The organism is uncultured Flavobacterium sp., assembly GCF_963974175.1.
GTDB lineage: Bacteria > Bacteroidota > Bacteroidia > Flavobacteriales > Flavobacteriaceae > Flavobacterium.
The window spans coordinates 68,593-84,743 of sequence record NZ_CAXBBR010000006.1 but is presented as its reverse complement, the minus strand read 5'-3'; the positions used below and the strand labels follow the sequence as shown (position 1 = coordinate 84,743).

The window sequence follows — 16,151 nt, the reverse complement described above, 5'->3', positions numbered from 1 at the left end:
AAAATCAGTTAAACAATAATGAAAAAATATACCAGCCTACTTCTACTATTAACTCTATCTTTTTTTGTGAGTTGCACAACGACTCAATCAGTCTCTCTAAAAAAACCAAAGAAAAAAGTGCCCTTTGTTTGGGAAGCAGCTTCTGTCTATTTCTTAATGACAGATCGATTCAATAACGGAGACAAATCAAATGACCTCAATTTTGACAGAACTAAAACTGCTGGAAAACTACGTGGTTTCGAAGGAGGTGACATTAAGGGAATCACAAAAAAAATTGATGAAGGCTATTTCGATAAATTAGGGATCAATGCCATTTGGTTTACACCAATAGTGGAACAAATTCATGATGCTGTAGATGAAGGGACAGGTTTAAGCTATGGTTTTCACGGTTATTGGGCTAAAGATTGGACTGCTTTGGATCCTAACTTTGGAACAAAAGCAGACTTGGCAAACTTAATTAAAAAAGCACATGCTCACGGAATCAGGATTGTGCTGGACGGCGTAATCAATCATACTGGACCCGTTACAAATACTGATGTTGCCTGGCCAAACTACTGGGTGCGCACAAGCCCTGTTTGTGATTACAAAAATTATCAAAACACCACGGAATGTACTTTAGTGGCTAATCTTCCGGACATTAGAACAGAAAGCACACAAGATGTAGACTTACCTCCTTTTTTAATTGAAAAATGGAAAAAAGAAGGACGCTACGACCAAGAAATGACAGAATTGGACGCTTTCTTCAAACGAACTGGCTATCCAAAAACGCCACGTTATTATATTATCAAATGGTTAACGGATTATATTACTGAATATGGAATTGACGGATACCGTGCTGATACGGTAAAACATACCGAAGAAAGTGTTTGGGCTGATTTCAAAACCCAAAGCGACTATGCCTTTGCCACTTGGAAGAAAAACAACCCAACAAAAGTACTAGACAACAATCCTTTTTACACCATCGCCGAAGTTTACAATTACAATATCAGTGCCGGTAAGAATTTTGATTTTGGAGATAAAAAAGTAAACTATTTCGAAAATGGTTTTAACAACATGATCAATTTTGAGTTTAAATATGATGCCCAAAAAGATTATGAATTTATATTCTCAAAATATTCTACCATTCTAAATGGCGAATTGAAAGGATATAGTGTTTTGAATTATTTATCGTCTCACGATGATGGTGGTCCATTTGACGCAAAAAGAACCAAAACTATAGAAGCAGGGACAAAACTATTACTTTCTCCAGGAGTTGCTCAAGTATATTACGGTGATGAAAGTGCCCGTTCTTTAGTAATTGAAGGAACTCAAGGTGATGCAACCTTACGTTCCTTTATGAACTGGGATGCTATTAAAACCAATCCACAGACTAAAAAGACTCTTGCACATTGGAGAAAACTGGGGAAATTTCGTAAAAACCACCCTGCTGTAGGTGCTGGTGTACACAAGGAAGTTTCAGCGCAACCCTATACTTTTTCAAGAACGTATTCTAAAGGAGCCTATAAAGACCAAGTCTTCGTTGGATTAGATTTGCCTATCGGTAGAAAAGTACTAGAAGTATCCGCTGTCTTCGCAGATGGAACCCGAGTTAGAGATGCTTATTCCGGTAAAGTCGTTGAAGTCAAAAAAGGCAGAATTAAAATCAAAACTGATTTCGATATCGTATTATTGGAAAAAAGATAAATAGCAATAGACTTTAAGTTAAGTTAACAAATTAGTTGCTCGCAATTAAATAACGACTCTCTATTTCCATTATAAAAAGTCCAGCATACTATCGCAATTTTAAAGAAGTTCATTTTTGCAAAAAAACACTCTTTTCATACAATTTAGCTTGTTCATTCTAGAAAAAGCCTAAAGTATAGAAGAGTGTTTTTTATTTAATTATCAATGTAATAGTGCTCTTTCAATATATATTTATCTCCCGTTGTAACTATTTGCAAAATTGTCGTCTAATTAGTACAACTAAACCTTAACTATGAACTTTTTAGAAAACTACGAACCCTTACTCAAAGCCTTCTGGTACATTGCTTTACCGGTAAGCTTATTTTTTGGACTCCAAACTATTATGACATTTCTTGGCTTAAGTGACGGAGAAACTGACATAGACTCTGACACTGGAGATGTTGAATTACCCTTTGAAATCTTCACTTTACGTAACTTGATCAACTTTCTATTAGGATTTAGTTGGACTGGAATTTCATTTTACAACTCCATAGAAAACAAAACGGTATTGATTATTATCTCCGTGATAGTAGGACTACTATTTGTTGCCATTTTCTTTTTCTTAATCAAACAAATCTTAAAACTATCTGAGAATAATAGCTTTAAGATTGAAAACACACTCCATAAAACGGCCCAAGTCTACTTAACTATTCCTGAAGCAAAATCAGGAAAAGGAAAAGTACTAATTAGCGTAAATGGAGCAATCCATGAATTAGACGCTATGACTCTTTCGACTGAAAAAATCCCATCTAATACTACAGTGAAGGTGGTTGCCGTAGAAAGCAACTTATTAATTGTAGAAAAAAATTAAATTAAACTAAACCATGACTGAAATTATTATTATTGTTGTTGCCGTATTTGTTGTTTTTGTAACCTTCTTAACACTTATTTCTCGTTACAAAAGATGTCCTTCAGATAAAATCCTTGTTATTTATGGTCGTACGGGCGGAACGTCTGCGAAATGTGTACATGGTGGCGGTGCTTTTATTTGGCCCGTTGTTCAAGATTATCAATATTTAGATTTAAAACCTCTTTCTATTGATGCCAATTTAACGAATGCACTCTCGCGTCAAAATATTCGTGTCGATGTTCCTTGTCGTTTTACCATAGCTATTTCTACTGAATCAGAAAGTATGAATACCGCTGCAGAACGTTTATTAGGCTTACACCCAGAGCAAATTCAGGAATTAGCAAAGGATATTTTATTTGGTCAGTTGCGTTTAGTTATTGCAACAATGACAATTGAAGAAATCAACTCTGACAGAGATAAATTTCTAGAGAATATTTCGAAAAATGTTGATTCTGAATTAAAGAAAATTGGATTAAAATTAATCAACGTTAACGTTACGGATATCAAAGATGAATCTGGATATATTGAAGCTTTAGGTAAAGAAGCTGCTGCAAAAGCAATAAACGAAGCTAAAATTTCGGTTGCCGAACAAGAAAAAATTGGAGAAACAGGAAAAGCTATGGCTGATCGTGAGAAAGACGTTCAAATTGCTGAAACTCATAGAGATCGTGATGTAAAAATTGCTATTACTAATAAGGATAGAGAAGTAAGTATCGCTGCTGCTTTTAAAGATGAAAGTATTGGTAAAGCGGAAGCTCAAAGAGATACTCGTGTAAAAACATCAGAAGCCAATGCGGTTGCAATTAAAGGGGAAAATGAAGCTAGAATCGCAATTGCACAATCAGAAGCCACACGTCGTGAGCGTGAAGCAGAAGCGTTGAGAACTGCTTTAGCATCTGAAAAAGTACAAAGTGCAAAAGCATTAGAAGAATCTTATGTAGCGGAGCAAAAAGCAGAGGATGCTCGTGCCGAAAGAGAACGTTCTACACAAAATGCCAATATCGTTATTCCTGCTCAAATTGCTAAACAAAAAGCAATTATTGATGCACAAGCTGAAGCTGAAAAAACAAGAGAATTAGCAAAAGGGGAAGCTGATGCCATCTTTGCAAAAATGGAAGCTGAAGCAAAAGGTTTATACGAAATCTTAACCAAACAAGCCGAAGGATATCGTGAAGTAGTTAGTGCTGCCGGTGGCGACCCAACAAAAGCGTTCCAATTATTATTAATTGAAAAATTACCTGAATTAGTTAGAACTCAAGTAGAAGCAGTTAAAAACATCAAAATTGATAAAATTACTGTTTGGGATTCTGGAAACAACGGAGATAACGGAGCTGGTTCAACTGCTAACTTTGTTGCTGGTATGATGAAAACTGTCCCTCCTTTAAATGACCTATTCAATATGGCTGGATTAAATTTGCCAACCTATTTAAAAGGCGATGACAAACCTGAAGAAGCTAAATCAGCTACTTCAAACGAAATCAACACACCTACTGAAGAGCAAAAATAATTTCTTTTATAATTTAGAAACCCCAAATGCATCAATTTGTATTTGGGGTTTTTTATTTATGTTACCTTTGTAAAAAATCAATCCAATGCTAAAAATAGGTCATCGTGGCGCTAGAGGTTATGAACCGGAGAATACCCTTATTGGTTTTCAAAAAGCAATTGACCTGCATGTCGATCGAATTGAACTGGATGTACATTTGAGTTCAGATGGTGAATTAATGGTCATTCATGACGAGACCATTGATCGAACTACCAATGGAAAGGGCGCCGTAAACCAATTTTCACTGCCGGAACTGAAACGCTTCCAGATTGAAAAGAACCAATGCATCCCGACTTTAACTGAAGTATTAAACCTCATTGATCAACGCTGCGATGTTAATATTGAATTGAAAAGCTATGACACTGCAGATAAAGTAGTTGATTTAATCGAAAAATTCATTGCAGAAAAAAAATGGAATTACAGCCAATTCGTAGTTTCCAGTTTTGATTGGACGGCCTTGCAACAAGTTGCTCTCTTGAATTGGGAGATACGCATTGGTGTGTTAACTGAAACGGATTTAGATCTGGCTGTGGCTTTCGCTAAATTTATTCAGGCAAAATCAATTCATCCTTATCATCATCTGTTGACCGCCGAAAATACGGCACAATTACAGGAAAAAGGATTCGAAGTTTTTCCTTGGACGGTTAACGAGCCAGAAGACATAAAAAAAATAAAATCATTTAACGTAAACGGAATCATCAGCGATTTTCCAGATAGAATATGAACCAAAATTTTGATATTATAATAGTAGGTGGTGGAGCAGCAGGTTTTTTTACGGCAATCAATATTGTAGAGAAAAACCCCAAATTAAAAGTAGCCATCCTAGAACGTGGTGCCGAAGTACTCCAAAAGGTACGTGTTTCTGGTGGAGGACGTTGCAACGTGACCCATGCCTGTTTTGAACCTAACGAATTGGTAAAATATTATCCGCGTGGAGAGAAAGAACTTCGTGGTCCTTTCCATCAATTTTGTTCTGGAGATGCCATAGAATGGTTTGAAAAACATGGTGTGGAGCTTAAAATTGAAGACGACGGTCGTATGTTTCCCGTTTCTAATTCATCGCTAACTATTATCGAATGTTTTCTCACAGCGACTCAAAAACTAGGAATTGAAGTGTTGACGGGACAAAGCGTACAATCTATTTTTAAGAAAGATAATCTTTGGAAAATAGAAACCCAAAACGAAAACTATATCGCTGAAAAATTAATTTTAGCAACAGGAAGCAACCCTAAAATATGGGAAATGCTACAAACTTATGGTCACGCGATTGTGAGCCCTGTCCCTTCCCTATTCACCTTCAACATTAAAGACCCCCGCATAAAAGAACTACCGGGTGTGGCAGCACAAGTTACCGTAAAAGTCAAAGACACTAAACTAACTTCTACAGGGCCTTTATTGATTACGCATTGGGGAATGAGCGGCCCTGCAGTTTTGAAATTATCAGCTTGGGGAGCAAGAATTTTACATGACAAAAACTATCAGTTTACCATATTTGTAAATTGGTTGAATGATGTTGAAACCAGCGAAGCCGAAAAAATACTGAAAGACTTAAAACAGGAACACGCCAAAAAAGCAGTTTCTAAGAAATCTCACTTTGATTTCCCAAACCGTCTTTGGGAAAGCCTAGTAATTGCCTCAGGAATTGAAGCCGAAACCAAATGGGCTGATTTATCGAAAGCGCAACTACAAAACTTATCGAATCAGTTGACGAACGGGACTTTTCAAGTGAACGGTAAAAGTACCTTTAAAGAAGAGTTTGTAACCGCCGGTGGAATTGATTTAAAAGAAGTCAACTTTAAAACCATGGAAAGCAAACTACACGAAAATCTTTATTTTGCTGGAGAAATTGTCAATATCGATGCAATTACTGGAGGGTTTAATTTCCAGAATGCGTGGACAAGTGGGTTTATATTAGCGAATAGTATTTAGTGATGAGTCTCAGTTTATGGAAATAACACCTACAGATAAGTGTAATGGCTACAATCTTTTCAGTACTCCCATAATTCAAACAAATACAATCAATTAACAAGAATTTACATATTTAATAAGTTTTCATTAAGACGAATCTAATAATTTTACTATCAAGTTATTAGATTCGAAACCTATGAAAGTAAAACTATTCAGCACATTAATTTTATTCACTTCCCAAGTTAGCTTCTCACAAACAATTAAAGGGAAGGTTGTATGTAATAATTATGCAATTCCTAAAGTGGAAGTAATCAATGCTAACACAAAAGCACTTACAGTTACTGATGCCAATGGGGAGTTTTCAATTATTGCAAAAACGAATGACGCGCTCGTATTTGTATCGAAAGAACATCAAGTAAAAAAACTTATAATAAACCCTAAGCTATTCACTAACGGCGAAATAGACGTTGAACTAATTCTAAAAGCAGAAGAATTAAACGAAGTAGTTATTACAAACATGCCATCTATTAAACTAAGTATGGATGCCACATGGGAACAAAAAAAGATCGACCAATATGCAATAGAAAAAAATGCATCCACTCCAAAAGTTATTGGTGTTAATATGGGAACAATTGAAAACGGAATGAATTTGATGCGAATTGGCGGTATGGTTTTAGGCCTATTCAAAAAAGAAAAAGAGGAAGTCAAAAAAGCACTTCCTGAAATTGAATTTTCTACAGTAGCAAAAAACAGCTATGATCATAAATTCTATCTTGAAACCTTAAAGCTACACCCTAATGAAATAGAACTCTTTCTTCAGTTTTGTGAAGCAGATCCCAAATCAAAAATAGTTGCAACAAACAATAATATGCTTAGTACGATGGATTTCTTATTCGCCAAAAATGTAGAGTTTAAAAAGATAGCTACTTCAAAAAACTAATTTATTTCTTTAGCGATTTAGAACCTGAATACTATTTATTCAACCACCAAATACTTGCATTCAACACCATAGCAAAACTTACCCAAGCCAAATACGGTATGAATAAATAACCAGCGATTTTATTAATTTTAGAAAACTGAAGGTAGGTTTCATAAATCATCAACCATAAAACAATAATTTCTAATCCTGCTAACATTGGGTTGTGCAAACCAAAGAATAAATACGACCACAAAGCATTTAGCGCCAATTGTATTGCAAAAACAATAAGGGCTTTTTTTACTATTTCTTTTTCAAAATCAATACGATCCCAAACGAGTCCCGCAGCAATTCCCATCATTATATATAGCATACTCCACACTGGCGCAAAAATCCAATTTGGAGGGTTAAAACTTGGCTTTATCAATGTTGGATACCAATCTATTATGGCAGAACGAGTCGAATTTCCAGAAAAATAACCTATCGCAAGACAGGTAACAACAACAGTTAGTATTTTGGTAAGCTTATTCATTTTAGTTTTCTATTTGTGTCAAAAATAGTCAAACTTCAGCATATTAAAAATTAAAATCTAAACACATAGAACTATCGAAAAAAGATTTGGATAAAAATCACTTTCCCCGCATACCAAGTCTATCTACTCATCACAAAGCAAAGCGTCTACTATTAAAAAAAAGTATCAATCTATGTGTTTCAAAAAAATAATACATGGAACGTATAAACCAAAAAAGTATCTTTGCATAAATTTTATATTTCATGTTTACAACAAACGATTTTATCCCTAAAGCTTATTCTCATAACATAGAAAGCGGCGAGTTCCAGTGGAGCGCTCCCAGCAATATCGCTTTGGTAAAATATTGGGGAAAAAAGGACAATCAAATTCCGGCGAACCCATCGGTGAGTTTTACCTTGAATAACTGTAAAACAGTTACTAAACTGGCTTTCGCCAAAAAAGAAAACCAAGATATTTTTTCGTTTGATTTACTTTTTGAGGGAAAGCCAAAAGAAGATTTCAAACCGAAAATCCAAAAATTCTTAGAGCGAATCGAAGTATACCTTCCTTTTTTGAAAGACTATCATTTTACTATTGATACAGAAAATACGTTTCCGCATAGTTCAGGGATTGCATCTTCGGCATCTGGAATGGCGGCTTTGGCGATGAACTTAATGAGCATTGAGAAAGCGTTGAATCCTGAAATGACTGACGCCTACTTTTACCAAAAAGCATCCTTACTGGCTCGTTTAGGCTCAGGTAGTGCATGCCGTAGTGTAAAAGGGCAAGTAGTTGTATGGGGAAACCAAGCTAATATTGAAGGAAGCTCTAATTTATACGGAGTCGAATTTCCAAATGCCATTCACGATAATTTCAAGAATTTCCAAGATACTATTTTATTAGTCGACAAAGGCGAGAAACAAGTTTCGAGCACTGTAGGTCATGAATTGATGCACGCACATCCGTATGCCGAAAGACGATTTGAGCAAGCGCACGAAAACCTGGACAAACTGATTGCGATTTTTGAAAGTGGGAATTTAGAAGACTTTATTAAAGTGGTCGAAAGCGAAGCGTTGACTTTACATGCGATGATGATGACTTCGATGCCCTATTTTATTTTAATGAAACCCAACACCCTGCAAATCATTAATGCGATTTGGAAATTCCGAAATGACACTAAAATTCCAGTGTGTTTTACACTTGATGCCGGAGCAAATGTCCATGTTTTGTATCCCGAAAACGTTAGCGCTATCGTTTTACAATTTATTAAGGACGAATTAGTTGGCTTTTGCCAAAATGGGCAGTACATTTGTGACGAAATTGGAAATGGAGCTATTCGATTAGTTTAATAATTACTATCTTTACATACCAAATCTATTTTTAAGCAATAACCTAGTAATCAAATCAATGAAAGGACCTTTATTTTACTCAAAAATATTACTCTTTGGAGAATACGGAATTATTCGTGACTCGAAAGGGCTTTCTATCCCTTATAACTTTTATAATGGTGCATTGAAAAGAGATGAAGATCCATCTCCCCAAGCGATTGCATCTAACGCAAGTTTGAAACGTTTTGCTGATTATCTTGAAACAATGCAAAACGAGCAACCAGAGTTGGCAACTTTCGATTTAGCTGAATTAAAAAGCGATATTGAGACAGGGATGTACTTTGACTCTAGTATTCCACAAGGATACGGTGTAGGAAGTAGTGGTGCTCTAGTAGCAGCTATCTATGACAAATATGCTCAGGACAAAATCACTGTTCTTGAAAATTTGACTCGCGAGAAGTTATTGCAATTAAAAAACATATTCTCTCAAATGGAAAGCTTTTTTCATGGAAAAAGCTCAGGATTAGATCCTTTAAACAGCTATTTGAGCATACCAATTTTAATCAATTCTAAAGATAACATTGAAGCGACTGGCATTCCGAATCAAATTTTGAATGGAAAAGGCGCTGTGTTTTTGTTAGATTCTGGAATTGTTGGAGAAACTGCCCCTATGGTTAGTATCTTCATGGAAAACCTAAAAGACAAAGGTTTCCGTACGATGTTAAAAAATAAGTTCGTAAAATATACTGATGCTTGTGTAGAAAACTTCCTTGGCGGAGACATGAAAGCATTGTTTATGAATACAAAAAAATTATCAAGCGTAGTTTTGAATAATTTCAAACCGATGATTCCGGAACAATTTCATGCGATATGGCAAAACGGAATAGACACTAATGATTACTACTTAAAATTATGTGGTTCTGGTGGAGGCGGTTATATCTTAGGTTTTACCGAAGATTTAGAACGCGCAAAACTTTCCTTGAAAGACTATAAATTAGAAGTGGTATACCAATTTTAACAAACAATAAAAATTATATTTAAAGCTTAAAATCCCTTGTGGTTTTAAGCTTTAATCTTTTAAAAAAGTACCATGTTAAGCAGAAAGCAGAAGCTTTTAATAATGAAGATCGTAAGTTTATTCTCGGTAGTAAGAGGATATAACATTCCTGTTATTATTTTGGCGCAATACCTTTCAGCCATCTTTATTCTAGCTCCTGAAAAAAGAGCACTTGCTGTCCTACTCGATTTCAACTTATTCATTCTTGTTTTTGCCTCCTCATTGACCATCGCTTCAGGCTACATTATCAATAATTTTTACGACAGCCAAAAAGATCTGATCAATCGTCCTAACAAGTCCATGCTGGATAGACTAGTAAGCCAGAAAACAAAACTTACCGTGTACTTTTCGCTGAATTTTATAGTAGCCATCATGGCTTTGTTTATATCATGGCGCGCTTTGTTATTCTTTTCGACGTATATCTTCTTGATTTGGTTTTACTCGCATAAAATAAAAAGATACCCAGTCGTAGGGAACCTAACTGCTGCTTTACTGGCGGTTATTCCTTTTTTCGCGATATTATTGCATTACTACAACAACCTTTCTTTTGAAGAAATCGAAAATTACAAAGGACATTTCGCTGTGATTTTTGCCCATGCTAGCTTTCTTTCGCTATTGATACTTATTCGCGAAATGATCAAAGATTTGGAAAACATAAAAGGTGATTTGGCTAACGACTATAAAACAATTCCGATTGTCTATGGCGAAATGCTTTCTAAAAAAATCATCACCAGCTTAACTATGCTGACCATCTTTCCAGTGTATGTACTGATTGAAATTTATGATGTGGGCTATATGGATGTATATTTTTATGCCTGTTTGATTATCTTGATTTTCTTTGTCCTTTACTTATGGAAGGCGGTAAAAAAGGAACAGTACCTGTTACTTCATAACGTCCTTAAATTCTTGATTGTATCTGGTGTCTTTTGCATCGTGCTAATCAACCCCTCCGTATTATGGAGCGGAAAGAAACTCTTATTGCTTATTTAAGCGAAAAACATTGTGGCAAAACCTGATTTTTCTATTTTGCTAGCCCTGATTGAAACGACATCCTTTTTATCATGAACTTGTTTCAGGATCCTGAAACAAGTTCATGATAAAAAGATACAGAGGAAAGCGGGACATCGAAGATTCAGCATAGCTAAACAGCTCCAAGAAAATAAAATAAAAACTTATTAATTAGATAGTTACCGTTTTATAATTGCCATATATCGATTAGCAATAATATAAATACTATCTTTGCACAAATTATGGAATATTATGAATAATAAGGAAGGCAATAATAAAAAAAGCGGTGCTAGACCAACGAGTTCTAGACCTAGCTCTAATAAGCCAAAACCTGCGATGCAAAAAAGGGCACAAGGGCCAAAAAAAGTAAAAATAAACACTAAAGTTGCAGAAGTAGTTTCTGATAAGGTTGAAAAAAAACCGAATCAGGCACCTAAGAGACCTAAAGTTAAAGACGAAATTCGTTTGAATAAATATATCGCCAATTCTGGTGCTTGCTCACGTCGTGATGCTGATATTTACATTCAATCTGGAAACGTAAAAGTAAATGGAATTCCTGTTATTGAAATGGGATACATGGTAAAACCTGGAGATACAGTAAATTTTGACGGAGTGCTTTTGACTCCAGAGAAAAAAGTTTACATTTTATTAAACAAACCTAAAAATTTCACGACAGCACTTGATGAAGGTCAAGAATTTCGTAATGTTTTAGAATTAGTAAAAGGGTCTACAACTGCCAAAATTGGCGCTGTAGGGAGAATGGATAAGAACACGACTGGTCTTTTATTGTTTACAAACGATACAGACATGTTGCGTAAATTTACTTTACCAAGCCAAAAATCATCTAAAATATACCACGTCTCTTTAGACAAAAACCTGAAATTTGAAGATTTAGAAAAAATCAACAAAGGGCTAACGCTTGACGGACACCGTGTTTTTGTAGAAGATATAAGCTATATTGAAGGAGAAGCTAAAAGCGAAATAGGTCTGAAATTAAGATCATCAAATGTAAAAGTAGTTCGTTCTATTTTTGAACATTTCAGTTATGATGTTTTAAGAATTGACAGAGTTTCGTTTGCAGGTTTGACTAAGAAAAACTTACCAAGAGGAAACTGGAGATTGCTTACTGATCAAGAAATCATCAACTTGAAAAACGTATAATACTTCATTGAAATTATTACATTAAAATCCCTTTCGTAACAAACGAATGGGATTTTTTTAATTAAATATACAAAGCCAACGCCATGACACCAGAAAAATTACAATCGATCGCCTTTAAATGGTTTGAAACTTTCAACAACAAAGAATTAGAAAAACTCCTAGCTTTATATGACGAAGATGCTGCACACTTCAGTCCAAAACTAAAAATCCACAAGCCAGAAACAAATGGCCTGGTGAAAGGCAAGCAAGCGTTACGAGAATGGTGGCAAGATGCTTTTGAGCGATTGCCTAGTTTAAACTACAAAGTAACTTCGCTTACAGCAAACGGAGATCGCGTTTTTATGGAATACATAAGAACAGTAGACGGAGAAGATGAAATGCTTGTTGCAGAAGTATTAGACATAAGAGAAGACAAAATTGTTGCCTCAAGAGTATATCACGGATAGCAAATTTCGCTCAATTAAAAATCTATTTACTAGTTTGTAATACAATACGGCTTGTTCTTATTCAATTAGAGCAAGCCGTATTGTATAGTAACCCTTATTTTTAAAGCGTGATTCCTAACTCTTTTGTATCTTTCAACAAGCTTTCGTTATACAATATTCGCCTTTAGTTATTGAACTTATTTCCAAACATCGTTAACCAACCATTCTGCGGCTCCTTTCATATAATTGACATAAGAACAAGGTTCTGGATGCGTTAATCCTGGCGCAATGACTAAAGTAACCTTGCTACCTGAGGCATTAGTAGCATCAACCCACCTCTTAACATCTGCTACAGGAAACAGAGCATCTTTTTCTCCATGAATAGCATACACTGGTATTTTAATTAATCTTCCAATACTATTATTTGTCGTATTGTAATAACTAGCCGATGGAATTGCTGCAGAGAATATTTGAGGTTGTGTTTCAGCAAAAAACCAAGCACCATTCCCTCCATTACTATACCCTTCTATCACAATTTTGTTCTTATCAACAGGAAGATATTTCGTCGCTAAATCAACCAAAGCTAACACCAGCTCTTGATTCACCGCTTCAGACCATAAATTCACATACCCGTTTGGACTTATAATTATAGCATTCAAACCCGCATAAGCAGTCTCTACATAACATGCAGTCTGTTTATGAGCATCCGGACTACCTCCAGCTGCTCCATGCAATGTAATTATCAACGGTCTCAGGTTATTTGTTAAATTGACATTTGGCATAATCACTCTAAAATCCCATTTTCCACCACGAAAATTAGCTAAAGAGATATCGTTAATACCTGTTTTAAAATTAATAGCATCAAAGTCTTTCTCAACATCTTGATAGGTTCGCGGAACGTTAGCCGACTCTTCTGAACCACCATTACTGCATCCATAAATAAAAATTAAACAAATAAAATACACTAAAGTTGTTTTTTGAAGCCTCATATGTTTTTCTTTTTAAAATCTAAATTTAATAATATAAATCTATCTATCATACAATTAGAAGAAGAAATAAAAGACCTCATAGACTATTAGCCTCCATCAAAAAGGATTGAAGACGATGCGAAATTGAGTTCTTTATTTATCGTCACGAAATTGCTTTAACCTTTCAAGTAGATCCGATTCATATCGAACAGCATTCCATAAAACATAAAAACTCTGGCCTAAAAACAAATTATCTTTTTAAAAACGAAAACGTTAAACCTATTGAAAACAACATAAATTAACGGTCTAAACTATTACTATCTTAAAAAAAGCATATATTTCATATCGATTATTTAAAAATCTAATACATCGTCTAGATTTTTTTTTAAATAACAAAGAATCAACCAAAAGACCAGTCCAAAAATGAAAAAACCAATTCTACTTCTGCTAACAATCGTACTCGTTTCAACAAATTTATGGAGTCAAAATAAATCCTCCCAGAAAACAGAAGTTAACCGCAAAGTTTCAGAATTACTTTCTAAAATGAGCATTGAAGAGAAAATCGGACAGATGACTCAAATCACGGTAACCAATTTTGAAGCAAAAGGCAAACCCGGTGTTTTTGACATGACAAAGCTAGACGAAGCAATCCTAAAATATCATATTGGTTCCATATTAAATGTACCAAATCCCGGTGCGCCAACAATACAACGATGGAAAGAAGTAATTACCACTATCAGCAACGAAGCTAATAAAACCAGATTGAAAATTCCGGTACTATACGGCATTGATGCAATTCATGGTTCCAGCTATACTGCCGGAGCAACTTTATTCCCACAACAAATAGGAATTGCAGCTACATTCAATACTGAAATCGCGAGAAAAGGTGCTGAAATCTCAGCCTATGAGACAAGAGCTTCTTCTATCCCTTGGGTTTTTTCACCTGATTTAGACATGCCACGAAATCCAGCTTGGTCTAGAATATGGGAATCATTCGGCGAAGACGCCTATTTGTCTTCTGAAATGGGAGCCGCTATGGTGAAAGGTTTCGAAGGAAATGATGTAGGCTCTAAATACAATGTCGCTTCCTGCATGAAACATTATATAGGTTATGGTAGTACTACAACCGGAAAAGACAGAACACCAAGTATCATTCCGGAACGTATCTTGAGACAATATGACCTAACCCTATACCAAGCCGCTATTAAGGCTGGAGCCAAAAGCATTATGGTGAGTTCAGGCGAAATCAACGGGACTCCTGTTCATGCGAGCAAACGAATGATTACAGACATTTTAAAAACAGAATTGGGTTTTGAAGGGGTCGTGGTTACAGATTGGAAAGACATTATTTACTTACACACACGTCACAAAGTGGCCGAAACAAATAGGGATGCCGTAAGAATATCAGTATTGGCAGGAATTGACATGAGTATGGTTCCGGAAGATTACAGCTTTTATACTGACTTACTAGATTTAGTTGCCAAAGGCGAAGTGCCGATGTCGAGAATTGATGATGCAGTTTCCCGAATACTAAAAATGAAATTCGAACTAAATTTATTCGAAAGTACCGTGGCTAATTTAAAGGATTACCCAAAATTTGGTTCCCAAGAATTCATAGATGTAGCTTACAATGCAGCCGCAGAATCGATTACTTTATTAAAAAACAAAAAGGCCATTTTACCTTTGAATAAAAACGAAAAAATATTAGTTACAGGACCAACGGCTAATAGCATGAAATACTTGAACGGCGGCTGGTCTTACAACTGGCAAGGAGAAAATTCAGACACCTATGCAGCTGATAAATCTACTATTCTAGAAGCGTTGCAAAATAAACTAGGAAAAGAAAATGTGTTCTACACGCCAGGTAGTGATTTTGCTAATTTTGATGATGCTGAAATTGAGAAAGCAGTAGAAATGGCTAAAAATGCTTCGAAAATAATTCTGTGTTTAGGAGAGAAGAACTATACCGAAACACCTGGAGACATCAGTAATTTATTCATCAATGACGCACAAATAAAATTAGCTTTGGCTTTAGCCAAATTAAACAAACCTATTATTTTAGTTTTGAATGAAGGAAGACCAAGGTTAATCAGTGATTTTGAAGATAAAATGAGCGCAGTAGTACAATGCTACCTTCCAGGGAATGAAGGCGCGAGAGCGTTGGCTGACATTCTTTTTGGTGACGTAAATCCAAGCGGACGACTGCCATACAACTATCCGAGATACCCTAACTCATTGGAAAAATACAATAGAAAATATACGGAGAGTTTAGGTGATGAAGAACAAAATAATGATGCTACATACGAAAAAAGTTACTCCCCACAATTTGAATTTGGAACCGGATTATCCTACACCACTTTTGAATATTCAAACCTTAGACTTGACAAAACCACAATAAGCGAAGCGGATAGTATAACCGTTTCTGTCGAGGTGAAAAATACAGGAACCAGAAACGGAAAAGAAGCTGTATTACTTTACTTATCTGATATTTATGCTAGTATTACCCCTGAAGTAAAAGCATTGAAAAGATTTGGAAAAATCAGTTTACGCCCTAATGAAACTAAAACAATAGCATTCACGCTGAATCAAAAAGACCTACAGTTTGTAGGCAATGACTTAAAATGGATTTCTGAAAAAGGAACATTTAAAATTCAAATTGGCAACCTTACAAAGGAGTTTTTACTACAGTAAATCTTCATTAAATAAAATTTACAATATAAAATAAGCTTCTCAATTGGGGAGCTTATTTTG

The 16,151-nt window shown here is 35.3% G+C and carries 14 protein-coding genes; 12 read left to right on the top strand and 2 right to left on the bottom strand.

All coding sequences use genetic code 11. The features are described 5' to 3' along the window. Window positions 1–18: 18 nt before the first annotated feature. The 6 genes from AAC069_RS11165 (at window position 19) to AAC069_RS11140 (ending at window position 6,966) form a co-directional block, all read left to right on the top strand. Window positions 19–1,683 (top strand): alpha-amylase family glycosyl hydrolase, encoded by a 1,665-nt coding sequence (locus tag AAC069_RS11165; protein ID WP_339920550.1) that lies wholly within the window; start codon window positions 19–21, stop codon window positions 1,681–1,683. A gap of 292 nt (window positions 1,684–1,975) precedes the next feature. Beyond that, on the top strand, window positions 1,976–2,533 hold the full coding sequence (locus AAC069_RS11160) for an NfeD family protein (RefSeq protein ID WP_339920549.1): 558 nt from the start codon (window positions 1,976–1,978) through the stop codon (window positions 2,531–2,533). Window positions 2,534–2,546: 13 nt separating this feature from the next. Next, window positions 2,547–4,079, top strand: coding sequence for an SPFH domain-containing protein (locus AAC069_RS11155; RefSeq protein ID WP_339920548.1), 1,533 nt, complete (start codon window positions 2,547–2,549; stop codon window positions 4,077–4,079). An 85-nt stretch (window positions 4,080–4,164) separates the two neighbouring features. Continuing rightward, window positions 4,165–4,842 (top strand): glycerophosphodiester phosphodiesterase family protein, encoded by a 678-nt coding sequence (locus AAC069_RS11150; RefSeq protein ID WP_339920547.1) that lies wholly within the window; start codon window positions 4,165–4,167, stop codon window positions 4,840–4,842. Further along, window positions 4,839–6,047, top strand: coding sequence for an NAD(P)/FAD-dependent oxidoreductase (locus AAC069_RS11145; protein ID WP_339920546.1), 1,209 nt, complete (start codon window positions 4,839–4,841; stop codon window positions 6,045–6,047). The genes AAC069_RS11150 and AAC069_RS11145 overlap by 4 nt, the downstream gene beginning before the upstream one ends. Window positions 6,048–6,222: 175 nt before the next feature. Beyond that, on the top strand, window positions 6,223–6,966 hold the full coding sequence (locus AAC069_RS11140) for a hypothetical protein (RefSeq protein WP_339920545.1): 744 nt from the start codon (window positions 6,223–6,225) through the stop codon (window positions 6,964–6,966). Between the two features lie 31 nt (window positions 6,967–6,997). Here AAC069_RS11140 and AAC069_RS11135 read toward each other — a convergent pair whose 3' ends face one another. Further along, window positions 6,998–7,474, bottom strand: a complete 477-nt coding sequence (locus tag AAC069_RS11135; RefSeq protein ID WP_339920544.1) for a TspO/MBR family protein — start codon at window positions 7,472–7,474, stop codon at window positions 6,998–7,000. A gap of 242 nt (window positions 7,475–7,716) precedes the next feature. Here AAC069_RS11135 and AAC069_RS11130 point away from each other — a divergent pair, with 242 nt between their 5' ends. The 5 genes from AAC069_RS11130 (at window position 7,717) to AAC069_RS11110 (ending at window position 12,453) form a co-directional block, all read left to right on the top strand. Beyond that, entirely contained in the window at window positions 7,717–8,802 is a 1,086-nt protein-coding gene (locus AAC069_RS11130) for a diphosphomevalonate decarboxylase (protein WP_339920543.1), read from the top strand. A gap of 58 nt (window positions 8,803–8,860) precedes the next feature. Beyond that, entirely contained in the window at window positions 8,861–9,799 is a 939-nt protein-coding gene (locus AAC069_RS11125; RefSeq protein ID WP_339920542.1) for a mevalonate kinase, read from the top strand. A gap of 72 nt (window positions 9,800–9,871) precedes the next feature. After that, a complete protein-coding gene (locus AAC069_RS11120) occupies window positions 9,872–10,828 on the top strand; it encodes a geranylgeranylglycerol-phosphate geranylgeranyltransferase (protein WP_339920541.1) in 957 nt (318 codons plus the stop codon). 270 nt (window positions 10,829–11,098) lie between these two features. Then, window positions 11,099–12,007, top strand: a complete 909-nt coding sequence (locus AAC069_RS11115; protein ID WP_091089107.1) for a pseudouridine synthase — start codon at window positions 11,099–11,101, stop codon at window positions 12,005–12,007. Between the two features lie 83 nt (window positions 12,008–12,090). Beyond that, window positions 12,091–12,453 carry a nuclear transport factor 2 family protein gene (locus AAC069_RS11110; RefSeq protein ID WP_091089111.1) on the top strand — a complete coding sequence of 121 codons (363 nt, stop codon included), beginning with the start codon at window positions 12,091–12,093 and terminating at the stop codon, window positions 12,451–12,453. A gap of 176 nt (window positions 12,454–12,629) precedes the next feature. On the opposite strand, the gene AAC069_RS11105 is transcribed toward AAC069_RS11110, so the two are convergent. Continuing rightward, window positions 12,630–13,421, bottom strand: a complete 792-nt coding sequence (locus tag AAC069_RS11105; protein WP_339920540.1) for a prolyl oligopeptidase family serine peptidase — start codon at window positions 13,419–13,421, stop codon at window positions 12,630–12,632. A gap of 402 nt (window positions 13,422–13,823) precedes the next feature. Between AAC069_RS11105 and AAC069_RS11100 the strand changes: the two genes are divergently transcribed. Continuing rightward, on the top strand, window positions 13,824–16,091 hold the full coding sequence (locus AAC069_RS11100) for a glycoside hydrolase family 3 N-terminal domain-containing protein (protein WP_339920539.1): 2,268 nt from the start codon (window positions 13,824–13,826) through the stop codon (window positions 16,089–16,091). Window positions 16,092–16,151 lie beyond the last annotated feature (60 nt).

Excerpts from the sequence above, each read along its gene's own strand:
- AAC069_RS11165 (WP_339920550.1), top strand. The coding sequence starts at position 19 with ATGAAAAAATATACCAGCCTACTTCTACTATTAACTCTATCTTTTTTT.
- AAC069_RS11160 (WP_339920549.1), top strand. The coding sequence starts at position 1,976 with ATGAACTTTTTAGAAAACTACGAACCCTTACTCAAAGCCTTCTGGTAC.
- AAC069_RS11155 (WP_339920548.1), top strand. The coding sequence starts at position 2,547 with ATGACTGAAATTATTATTATTGTTGTTGCCGTATTTGTTGTTTTTGTA.
- AAC069_RS11150 (WP_339920547.1), top strand. The coding sequence starts at position 4,165 with ATGCTAAAAATAGGTCATCGTGGCGCTAGAGGTTATGAACCGGAGAAT.
- AAC069_RS11145 (WP_339920546.1), top strand. The coding sequence starts at position 4,839 with ATGAACCAAAATTTTGATATTATAATAGTAGGTGGTGGAGCAGCAGGT.
- AAC069_RS11140 (WP_339920545.1), top strand. The coding sequence starts at position 6,223 with ATGAAAGTAAAACTATTCAGCACATTAATTTTATTCACTTCCCAAGTT.
- AAC069_RS11135 (WP_339920544.1), bottom strand. The coding sequence starts at position 7,474 with ATGAATAAGCTTACCAAAATACTAACTGTTGTTGTTACCTGTCTTGCG.
- AAC069_RS11130 (WP_339920543.1), top strand. The coding sequence starts at position 7,717 with ATGTTTACAACAAACGATTTTATCCCTAAAGCTTATTCTCATAACATA.
- AAC069_RS11125 (WP_339920542.1), top strand. The coding sequence starts at position 8,861 with ATGAAAGGACCTTTATTTTACTCAAAAATATTACTCTTTGGAGAATAC.
- AAC069_RS11120 (WP_339920541.1), top strand. The coding sequence starts at position 9,872 with ATGTTAAGCAGAAAGCAGAAGCTTTTAATAATGAAGATCGTAAGTTTA.
- AAC069_RS11115 (WP_091089107.1), top strand. The coding sequence starts at position 11,099 with ATGAATAATAAGGAAGGCAATAATAAAAAAAGCGGTGCTAGACCAACG.
- AAC069_RS11110 (WP_091089111.1), top strand. The coding sequence starts at position 12,091 with ATGACACCAGAAAAATTACAATCGATCGCCTTTAAATGGTTTGAAACT.
- AAC069_RS11105 (WP_339920540.1), bottom strand. The coding sequence starts at position 13,421 with ATGAGGCTTCAAAAAACAACTTTAGTGTATTTTATTTGTTTAATTTTT.
- AAC069_RS11100 (WP_339920539.1), top strand. The coding sequence starts at position 13,824 with ATGAAAAAACCAATTCTACTTCTGCTAACAATCGTACTCGTTTCAACA.